Source organism: Streptomyces sp. NPDC056373, assembly GCF_042262425.1.
Taxonomy (GTDB): domain Bacteria; phylum Actinomycetota; class Actinomycetes; order Streptomycetales; family Streptomycetaceae; genus Streptomyces.
Window position 1 is genome coordinate 20,440 of record NZ_JBHJPX010000034.1, and the last position, 9,287, is coordinate 29,726.

The window sequence follows — 9,287 nt, forward strand, 5'->3', positions numbered from 1 at the left end:
CTTCCTCAGTTCACCGACACCGGGACAACGGGAAGGCCTGCTGAAAGAGTCGAGCACGACGGCCAGATCGCCAGAAGGGGTGAGCCAAGCCCGGCAGGATCTGGCCGACGTTTCGCTCAGCCTCTGCTCTGCCCCCTGATGCTCAGCCCCTGGGCGCCGCAGGCACAGGGGCCATCTCAGGTGGGGTGGGTTCTGCCCGGGATGCGGCCGAAGTGGCTGGTGCTCGCTCCGCCGCAGGGGCGGGGCGGGCACAGGGCTCGACATGCACGGGCGTGCCAGGAGATCCGTCGGGATGGTCGTGGATCCAGGACAGGCCGCCGATATCGAGCCGGCGGCGGGTCCGGGTGACGGCGACGTAGGCGAGGCGGGCCTCGCTGTCGTCGATCGGGCCGGGCACAGGGCGGCCGGTATCATCGTGCTGATCGCTGTCCTTGGGCGGGGTGAAGTCGTCGGCGATCTTCACGTGGGCCCATTCCCGGCCCTTGGCCTTGTGGGCGGTTGAGACGGTCACCTCGGCCTGGGGTTCGGGGGCGAGTTGAGCGACGGCGGCCAGGATGGCGTCCGTGCCGTGGGTGTCGACCAGGTCGACGAAGGGCCTCAGGTCGCGCCCGGCGGGGTCGTGGGTGGCGTAGTCCTGCAGTTCGCCCCAGGAGGGGAACAGGACCAATTCGGGGTGGGTGGTGCGGCGTCCTTCCTTCAGATCCCGGGCGGCCAGGGCCAGCGCACGCAGGCTCTCTCCTCCCCCGACCAGGCCGACGCGGTGTCCGGCGGCCATCAGTTCCATGGCCTGGGCCATGGCGCCCACGTTGGTGCGGCACAGCACCGCGTCGGGCTGGAGGACGGGGCCGAGTTCGGTGGGTACTGCGGGGGTGCCGCTCAGCCGGATCGGGGCATCGGCGATGGCCAGCCAGCGGTTGGCCTCGTCGGCGAGCCGCGGGCCGAAGCGGAAGGACTGCGACAGGGCCAGCCGGGTGCCGTCGAAGCCCGTCATGACGTCCCTGGCTCCGCGCCAGTGGTAGATGGCCTGGGCGGAGTCGCCCACCATCACCAGCTGGGCGTGGCCGCGCTGGGCAAGGAAGACTTGTTCGACGACGGGATTGGTGTCCTGAGCCTCGTCCAGCAGGAGGAAGTCGGTATCGATCGTCGTCTGGGTGAGGGCCCAGATCTTCAAGTAGTGGTCGTGGTCGAAACGGACCGCTCCGTCATCCGGGTGCTGCAGGTCGGCCCAGGCCTTCTGGGCGAACGGCACGATGTGGGCGGCCAGTTGATTGTGCAGGTCGCGGTCTTCCAGGCCGCGCAGGTGCGGCACGTGGTGGCGGGCAATCGCCTCGTCGGCGGTGTGACAGAAGCGGGCCACGGCGCGCAGGGTCGCGTAGGAGAGGGCCTTCGGGGAAAGGTCGCGTTCACCGATGCGGACGGTTTTGGTGATGCCGAGGGCCTGTCCGGTCTGCCAGGCCGGACGACGCGGCGCGTTCAGGCGGGCCGTGTAGCGGTGGCCGAAGGCGGCGTACGCCAGGGCGTGGGCAGTCTTGCACCAGACGTTGTTCGGGAAGCGGGTAGCCGCGTCCCTTGCGATGGCCCGGTTGTAGGCGAGGTAGCGGCCCCGGCGCGTGGTGCTGTGGGCGAGCAGGGCCAGGGTGGTGGTCTTGCCGGTCCCAGCGCCGGCCTGCAGGGACACATGGTCGCCCGCATGGAAGGCGTCGGCTGCGGCGGTCTGTTCGTCGGTCGCTTTCACGGCTGTGGCACTCCGGGGTGGCGGCTGAGGGCACGTCCGACGGCCGTCAGCAGGTGAGCGGAGGTGGTGCGGGCCAGGAGTTCGCCTACGGCCCGGTCGAGGCGGTCGGCCTCCTCGCTGGCGTGCCGGGCCAGAGCACGGTCCAGGGCCAGCTTCAGGAAGGTTCCCGGAGACTGTCCCGCCTGGTCGGCGGAGTGACAGATGGCGGCCTGGACAGAGGGTGGGAAGGCGACGTTGAGCAGGATCTGACCGGCCGCGTCCGGGTAGTGGGTGGTGATCACATCGACGGGCAGCCGTGTGCCGAGCCGGTGGCGCAGGCGGTGGGCGGCCCGGCTGGTGGTTCTGGCGCGCACGAGAGTCATCAGGCGGGTGGCGTCATGGTTGGCTGCGAGTGGCAGCACGCGGGCGGCGGTGTGGAGTTCGGCTGGGGTGAGGGGCCGGGTGAGGGTGATCTCCAGGGCGTGGTGGGGCATGGTCATGCCTCCCGCGGGCGGCTGGCCGCGGCGTGCGGGAGGCGGGTGTGGATGTGCTCCGCGTGCAGGAGGGGATCGAAGACCTGCCATCCGGCCAGGGCAAGATCGGCCGCGCCGGGGGCCGCGGCGTGGACGGGGCAGCGCTGGGTACGCCAGCGCAGCTGTTCGGCGTAGGGCAGGCGGCTGAGGTCGTAGACGGCCATCAGCACGGCGGGCAGGGCCAGTTGGCCGCGTTGCGGGCCGGCGGGCAGTAGTCTCCAGCGGCCTGCGGGGGTGTGGGAGCTGAGCAGCATCTGGGAGCAGCGGTGGCGCTGGCGGGTCTGGGCCACGCACCGGATCTGATCGAGTGGCCGGTCGGCGAGGTAGCGGCCCAGCAGCAGTTGCACGACGGGCCGGGCGGGGCGGCGGACATCGGCGGCCTGCTCCTGGCAGGCGGGGTCGGACGGGGCCGGCGGGGTGAAGGCGCCGGTGTCGATCAGGCGGCGGGAGCGGACGGCGAGTTGGCGGCGCACCGCCTCGACGTGCGGGCTGAGCTGGGTGGTGGCCGGTGTGGTGCGGGAGGGGCACAGCACGGTGTGCGGGATGCGGCACCAGGCGCTGCCGTCTGCGTGTGGGTGGGCGATGCCGCAGCTCAGGTGCCAGCGGCAGGGCTCAGGGATCTGAGCGGTGGCCAGTTCGTCGGGGTGCAGGGCGATGGGCCGCTGGTCGCTGCGCGGGTAGACGTCGATGCGGTTGCCACACAGGCGGCAGCGGGCGCTCTGCCCGCAGCGCAGCAGGCGGCTGGGGCTGGTGTCGGCCACCCGCAGCGGGCGATGGGCGCGGGTGGTGCGGGGGCTGCCGTCCCAGTGGCGGCCGGTGTAGGCGGTGTTGGGGCACATGGCCCGGACCGTGCCAGGCGGCGCGCCGAAGTGACGGGAACGGCGGGGATGTGTCCCCCGGGCAGCCCATCCAGGACGAACGCGCATGCGAGTTGACGCGCGAGCGTTCGGTGCCTGCTCGCCGGTTCGGGTGATTCATGGACGGCACACGGCGGGGTCAGGAGTCCTTCGCCCCGGGCGGGGTGTGGTCGTCGCAGAGGGTGCCCATCAGGTGCTCGATGGGGACATCGAAGGCGTGGGCGAGGGCGTGCCAGGTGGTGACGCTGCCGGTGGTACGGCCGTGCTCCAGGTCGATCAGGGTTCGGCGGGCCAGGCCGCTGCGGTCGGCGAGTTCGTCGAAGGTCCAGCCGCGCTCGCCCCGCAGGCGCGCGAGTTCGACACGCAGCGCGGTGAGGTCGGGGTCGGGCGGCAAGATCGTCACCCCACCATCCGACGGTGCAGGACCCTGCCCTGTCAGTGCAGACTTCTGCACTATCTGGCGGAGGGGGAGTGACATTCACGGTGCAGGAATCTGCACTACCGTGCGGGCGTCCCAGACGCCTGTGACTAAGGCGTCCGCACCGACAGACGGGAGGGCAACAGGCCGATGAGGCTGGCTGGCGCACACACCGCGGTGCGGCGTACCTGGACGGTGGAACTGCGCCCAGGGGCAGGCGGGCCGAGTCTCGTCTGCGTCCACTGCACCGCCCGCACCCCTCCCCTTCACGCGTCTTCCGCACGGTCTGCCGTCCTGGCACATCTGGCCTGCCACGCCCGTACCGACGTGCTGCCCGGACATCTGCGCACCTGCCAGTGCCGGGCGCAGGGGTGCTGCTGGCATCCGCGGCACCGTGGCTGCGCGGGGCCAGTGTTGCTGGCCCTGACCCGCGGCCGAGGTGGCCGCACCTGGCGGCTGGCCGACACGTGTGCGGCCTGCGCCGCGGCGACGAGCAACACCGCCGTCGTACCAGACACCCTGCTCGGCCCGCACCGGCCGCACGCCGCGGACCGCACCTCGGCCTCCGCCCCCGCGTCCGCCTCGCCCTCCGCTTTTCATGAGCAACTGCGGGTGCGGGAGATGCTCACTTACCTCGCGACGGCGCTCCCCCAGTTCGCCTCTCCCGCGGCCCGTCTCCTGGCCCTGCAGTGCGCGCTGCGTGCCGACAGCCGCGGACACGTCCGGCTGCCGGCAGGACTGCTGCGCGGCATGCGTCTACACGGACGCCGGGAGCTGTGGGAGGAACTGGCCCACGCCGGCTGGCTGGAGCCGCCCGACCCCCGGCCGCCGCACCTGACGGTGCGGCTGCTCGATCCCGCGGTTCTGGATCAGGCACCCGGCCGCAGCGCACGCCACCGAGCCGCCCACTGGGCGATGCACTCGACGCCTCTGACACTGCCGTCAGCCGCCCCCTCAGCCCTGCAACTGACCGCGCTGGTGCTGGCTGTGCACACCTGTGCGCAGGCCCGCCACAGCGCCGACCTGGAGATCCTTGCCCGGCTGTGCGGGCACTCCTGCCACCAGACCGAAGCACTCCTCGACCGGCTGGTGGCCGCCCGCACCCTGACGGCCTGGCACCACCACCGGGAGACCGACGAGGTGATCTGGCACCTGCCTTGGCCCCAGCCCACCGCAACGCCTCGCGCCCCGGCCCGGCCCAGACCCGGTCGCCTGCGATAGCGGCATCACAGACAAGGAAGCCGCCCGTGAGCGCCTCGCGGTATGAGCGGAAGGCATTGCTCAACAGGAACAAGCAGTTCTAACCCTGCGTACTATCTCTGCGCCAGGACCTGACACAGCAGGTGTCACGCCCGTCCACTCTGGCGCCAGCGCACGGCGTCGCCGCGGCCGCCCTGCACTGCTTCACTCCGCGGCCGCGAACCGAGGAAGGCCAGCATCATGCCGGAGACCACTCTTTCGAGCACCGAACTCACCTCGCAGTACACCGCCCAGGTAGCAAAGGACCTCGAACGCAACGCCAAGGAACAAGAACGCGTCGGAGCGGAAATCGCGGCGCTGCAGGAACAACTGCTCGCCCTGCAGCATGACCACACCGTTTTGGTGAACATGCAGAAGGCGCTCGGCGCCGCAGACGCGCCAACTGAGGTCGCCCCGTCGCCGGAAGACGCCGCAGTGCCCTCTCCCCGACACGAGGCGCCTGCCAAGTCCGCGACGGGCGAGCGCAGCCGCGCGAAGAAGACCGGCACCGCGCAGGGCGGCAAGACACCCAAGAAGACTGCGGCGAAGACTGCAACCGCCAAGGCGGCCAAGCCCACCCTCGTGGAACTCATCCGCGGCCACCTCACCGAACAGAGCGAACCGCGCTCGGCGGCGGAGGTCGCCACCGCGCTCGGCCAGGCCCATCCCGACCGCGGTATCAAGACCACCGTCGTACGCACCACACTCGAAGGGCTCGTGGCCAAGAGCCAGGCCCAGCGCACCAAGCAGGGCTCTTCCGTCTTCTACACCGCCCCAGGCCCCAAGGAGGAAGCCCAGCCCGCACAGGCCGACCGCTGAAGCCTTAGGGCTGAGTTCCCCGCGGCATCCCAGGGGCGCGCCGCGGGCCACGTCTCAACGTGCCGCACTACGAAGTGCAGGCCGACACGATGAGGAAGATCAGGGCGGAGGTGACGGCCAGGGTCACGGCGTCGCGGAAGACGGTGAGGAATGTTCGGACGGTCTCTTCGCCGCAACTCGCGGCGGCTGGTCGTCTGCCATCCTCCTGCACGGAACTGGGCGGTATGGAAGGTCGGAGCGGATGCTTCAGGGCGACACAGGGCTGGGCTGAGGCTGGGCGGGCCCCGGTTCGCTGTCAGTGGGGATGGTGGTCTGCTCGGCGAGCTTGCGGTAGCCGGTCACGGTGAGAGCGCGCCAGGCACGGTAGAAGCCGTAGGCGGTTACGGCGCCGAAGGTGGTGGTGGCTCCCAGGATGAGCGGGCGGTGCTCGAAGGAGTAGCGCAGCATGGCCAGGTCCGCGGTAAGGGTCAGGGCCAGGGTGTTAAGGGTCCATCCACGGCAGATGCGCATACGGGAGCGCGCGTAGTCCGCTCGGGCGGCCAGGACCGGAAAGTCGGCCAGGCGCAGACGTGCCTGGGCGTAGGCGGTGTTGGAGGGGAAGAAGCGGGTACGAAGCCGGCGGCGGTGCGGCGTGAGGCTGGCGTCAGCTGCCCGATCGATGAGGATGCCCAGGGCGTAGGAGGTGGCAAGCCCTGCTCCGGCGGCCGCGGACGAGCCCGCCAGGGGGGCGAGTTTGGCCGTGGTCGTGGGCCCGACGAGGGCGATGAGAAGTAGCACGGCTGCGGTGAGGGCGCCGATGCCGACCACGAGGACCTCGACGAACATCGCGGTAGCGGCCGCGAGGGCGGGGGGTTCCGGTTGTGTTGGTCTGGTCATAATCCGATCCCCCAGATTTGTGCCATGTCGGCGAGCATGGTTTCCGGTAGCTGACTTTTGTTCCAGGTGCTCTTGAGGCGGAAACGGGCGTTGGCTAGCCGCTCAAAGATGATCAGGCTCTCCGGCTGGCTGGCCAGCAGGTAGCGGCCGTGTTCCAAGAAGTGGGCGCTGGTGGGTCCGTAGTCGGCGTAGTTGCGCTGGATGCGCTCACGGAAGCGTTCGGCGAATTCGGTCAGCTGCTCACTGTAAACAGTGTCGTCGTCGATGGTCTGGGACAGGACCCCGACGACGTCGTGCGACAGGTCGCGGCTGTAGGGGTGGGTGGTGAACGTGCGATAGACCTGTTCGGCCACGTCGAGGAGCCGGTTGCTGCGGGCGAGTTCGGGGTCCTGCTGAGCCAAGGCATCCACCCCCCGTTCAACCTCGAGGTCGAACAGTTCGACCAGGGCAATCAGACGGTACAGCGAGCGTCTGACATCGGCGGGTGGGCTGACGCCGGGCTTGTACAGGAGCTTGTGGGACATGCGCGACCACAAGTCGACTGCCTCGGTGCGCAGTTGGATCTCGCACTCGTACGGGGCGCCGTCCGGGTCCTCTTCCCCGCCCACCATGACGGCCTGGACGTGCAGGCGCGGATAGCGCAGACGGTCTTCTTCCCCGACCTCTTCACGGTGGTCCTGCACCTCGATGATCTCGAGGTTGTCTTGGATCACCTTGAGGGCAGGATCGAGGAGCCCGATGCGGGGCACGATGACGCGTACACCGGCTTTGTCGGTGATCTCTTTCCAAGGGTCGGCGTAGTTCTTGCGAGGCGAATGTGCCTTGGCGTTGAAGCTGGTGAGCTCTTTGGCGCGGGCGATCACCTGGCAATCGACCCCCATCCGGGCAGTGTGGTGCTCAAGGTGGGCCCTGGTTGCTTCGGCTGCCCTCTCGATGCGTGGCCGCTCTTGCCGATAGCGCTGGAAAGCCTCTTCAGCGGTCAGGGGCATGAAGAAGCCGGCGCGAGCGTCAGGGGCATGACGGTACTGGGGCTCATGTCTGTGCTGGCGGGAACTCGTTGCCGGTGCGGGCCTGGGTGGCTTGAGCCGGGATGGCCAGAACGCTCTCGAGCCCAGGGATCATTTCTGTCTGGGAGGGCGAGGGCAGTTCTGCAGGCTTGCTGGCGGGCTTGGGGCGGCGGCCCGCTGCAGCACCGCTGCTGGTATTGGTGAGGGTGTCGGTGACCGTGATCGTCGTCCGGCCGTCCCCGAGGTCCTTCACGGCCACGGTGCCGTCCTGAACGGCCTCCAGTGGAGCGACCAGGAAGGCCCCACTGGCGAGGTCGACTCTTACTTTCTGCAGTCGGTTGCCGATGAGTTCGGTGTTTTTGTCGAAGGTGCGGACCGGGACGTCATTTTCCTCAAGGAACTCGGCGAAGTCGTCGTGGTGCAGTTCCTTCAGGTGGGTTTCGATGAACGTTGCGGGGTCCAGCGTGGGGGCAGAGCTCTGGAGCTCGACCATGACGGCCATGACGTAGTCCACACGCACATCGGAGTTCGTGAAGCGGCTGTTGACCCAGTCCATGGCCACGTCGTGAAAGCGGCGGGTGAGCTCTCGGGGGTCGTTCTGGTGCCGGCAGCCCAAGAACTTCTCGAGGAAGAAGCGGGCCACGTCCTTGCCCGATTTCTGCGGGTCGGCGGCCCATCCGTGAAGCCCCTGTTCGGTCACCCCCTCCTCGGAGAAGAGAGCCACCTTGTAGACCTTGGACTTCTCTGTGAACAGCAGGTTGGCGAAGTACTGCATGTCGAAGGTGCGCAGTCCCCCGGTCACGATCTCGTTGGCCTGCATGCCGGTCTCATGCTCCAGCTTGACCATCAGCAGCGCACGCTGGTTGTCCAGACGGGCGGCGGCAACCAGGAGGAGGCCTGCCGAACTGGTCCCGTTCTGGCTGTCGCGCAGCGCATGGGCCAGCTCTCCGGAGACTTCGACCAGATCCTGCTCGCCACGCAGAAATGTCCGGACAGCGTCGGGCAGGCCGGATTTGAGTTCAGGATCCTCCACGACTTCGCGCCCCAGACGGCCCAGGACATCGCGGAGTTTTCCCTGCAATGCCGTGCGCCCGCCATCGTCGAGCCGGCAGGCCGTCTCGCTGAGCTTGAGCGGAAGGGGTTCCTCGTCTTTCGTGCGCTGAGGCACTCCATGGACGATGGCCTGGTCAATGACAAGGTCCCCGAAGTCGGTCCGCACTTCCCCACCCACGCATCCCCGCCCGCACCCCCGAGGCCGGACGCTGCTGTCCAGGCGCGGTCCGTTCCTGTCCGCGGCACGCGTCTGTGCTGTATTGCCTGGCACGCGACCTGGCAGAGGCCTGGCGACCCTGCTTGTCCGTGTCACATGCCAAAAACCGTGTCGCTCATCGTAACGGAGCGTGTAGAGGATGTGGTTGGGGCGCCAGCGACGGTGGCTGAACTTCGACGGTGCGCCAGGGCGTGCGTGAACCTGTCCCCGCCGGGGCTGGCACAGAGAGGCGGACCCTCTATGAGCCCGCCGCCCCTACGAAGCTGAGGAGCTGCCCAGCGGCAAAAGCGGACTCACCAGTGAGCACGATGCCGATGGGTACGGCGGCGGACCTGCAGCCAGCCGATCGCCCGCGGGAGATCGTCATGGACCACATCCGAGTCCAAGGCTGCGCGGGCCCACCAACCGTCGAAGGGGCGTGCACGGTTGTGGCGCCTGCTGTCGCGCCTGCGCCTGCGCCTAAGGGCTGTCCCGCAAAGATCTTGGCTCCGAGTGCGGAGCAGTCTGAAGGGGCGGCGAGGTGCTCAGCCGGTGGTCCGTGAGGTGTCCAGGGA

Annotated in this window: 9 protein-coding genes; 2 read left to right on the top strand and 7 right to left on the bottom strand. The window is 69.2% G+C overall.

Going from position 1 to position 9,287, the window contains the following annotated elements:
- Positions 1–142: 142 nt before the first annotated feature.
- The 4 genes from ACFCXS_RS38820 to ACFCXS_RS38835 form a co-directional block, all read right to left on the bottom strand.
- Entirely contained in the window at positions 143–1,735 is a 1,593-nt protein-coding gene (locus tag ACFCXS_RS38820; protein WP_376648054.1) for a UvrD-helicase domain-containing protein, read from the bottom strand.
- Positions 1,732–2,214 (bottom strand): hypothetical protein, encoded by a 483-nt coding sequence (locus tag ACFCXS_RS38825; RefSeq protein ID WP_376648055.1) that lies wholly within the window; start codon positions 2,212–2,214, stop codon positions 1,732–1,734. Before ACFCXS_RS38825 ends, ACFCXS_RS38820 begins: the two co-directional genes overlap by 4 nt.
- A complete protein-coding gene (locus tag ACFCXS_RS38830; protein WP_376648056.1) occupies positions 2,211–3,086 on the bottom strand; it encodes a DUF6083 domain-containing protein in 876 nt (291 codons plus the stop codon). Before ACFCXS_RS38830 ends, ACFCXS_RS38825 begins: the two co-directional genes overlap by 4 nt.
- Positions 3,087–3,243: 157 nt before the next feature.
- On the bottom strand, positions 3,244–3,507 hold the full coding sequence (locus tag ACFCXS_RS38835) for a helix-turn-helix transcriptional regulator (protein ID WP_093457786.1): 264 nt from the start codon (positions 3,505–3,507) through the stop codon (positions 3,244–3,246).
- A gap of 429 nt (positions 3,508–3,936) precedes the next feature.
- Here ACFCXS_RS38835 and ACFCXS_RS38840 point away from each other — a divergent pair, with 429 nt between their 5' ends.
- Positions 3,937–4,743 (top strand): hypothetical protein, encoded by an 807-nt coding sequence (locus ACFCXS_RS38840; protein WP_376648057.1) that lies wholly within the window; start codon positions 3,937–3,939, stop codon positions 4,741–4,743.
- Positions 4,744–4,962: 219 nt separating this feature from the next.
- On the top strand, positions 4,963–5,580 hold the full coding sequence (locus tag ACFCXS_RS38845; RefSeq protein ID WP_376648058.1) for a hypothetical protein: 618 nt from the start codon (positions 4,963–4,965) through the stop codon (positions 5,578–5,580).
- 246 nt (positions 5,581–5,826) lie between these two features.
- Here the strand turns inward: ACFCXS_RS38845 and ACFCXS_RS38850 are convergent, their stop codons facing one another.
- From ACFCXS_RS38850 to ACFCXS_RS38860, 3 genes are all read right to left on the bottom strand, one after another.
- Positions 5,827–6,456: a hypothetical protein gene (locus tag ACFCXS_RS38850; protein ID WP_234389467.1), complete on the bottom strand. Its 630-nt coding sequence runs from the start codon at positions 6,454–6,456 to the stop codon at positions 5,827–5,829.
- Complete coding sequence (locus ACFCXS_RS38855; RefSeq protein WP_376648059.1) at positions 6,453–7,337, bottom strand: hypothetical protein; 885 nt, start codon at positions 7,335–7,337, stop codon at positions 6,453–6,455. The genes ACFCXS_RS38850 and ACFCXS_RS38855 overlap by 4 nt, the downstream gene beginning before the upstream one ends.
- A 151-nt stretch (positions 7,338–7,488) precedes the next feature.
- A complete protein-coding gene (locus tag ACFCXS_RS38860) occupies positions 7,489–8,631 on the bottom strand; it encodes a nucleoid-associated protein (RefSeq protein ID WP_376648060.1) in 1,143 nt (380 codons plus the stop codon).
- Positions 8,632–9,287: the final 656 nt, after the last annotated feature.

Bases quoted from the DNA above. Each gene is read 5' to 3' on its own strand.
- ACFCXS_RS38825 (WP_376648055.1), bottom strand. From the start codon at position 2,214: ATGACCATGCCCCACCACGCCCTGGAGATCACCCTCACCCGGCCCCTC.
- ACFCXS_RS38830 (WP_376648056.1), bottom strand. From the start codon at position 3,086: ATGTGCCCCAACACCGCCTACACCGGCCGCCACTGGGACGGCAGCCCC.
- ACFCXS_RS38845 (WP_376648058.1), top strand. From the start codon at position 4,963: ATGCCGGAGACCACTCTTTCGAGCACCGAACTCACCTCGCAGTACACC.
- ACFCXS_RS38850 (WP_234389467.1), bottom strand. From the start codon at position 6,456: ATGACCAGACCAACACAACCGGAACCCCCCGCCCTCGCGGCCGCTACC.
- ACFCXS_RS38855 (WP_376648059.1), bottom strand. From the start codon at position 7,337: ATGGGGGTCGATTGCCAGGTGATCGCCCGCGCCAAAGAGCTCACCAGC.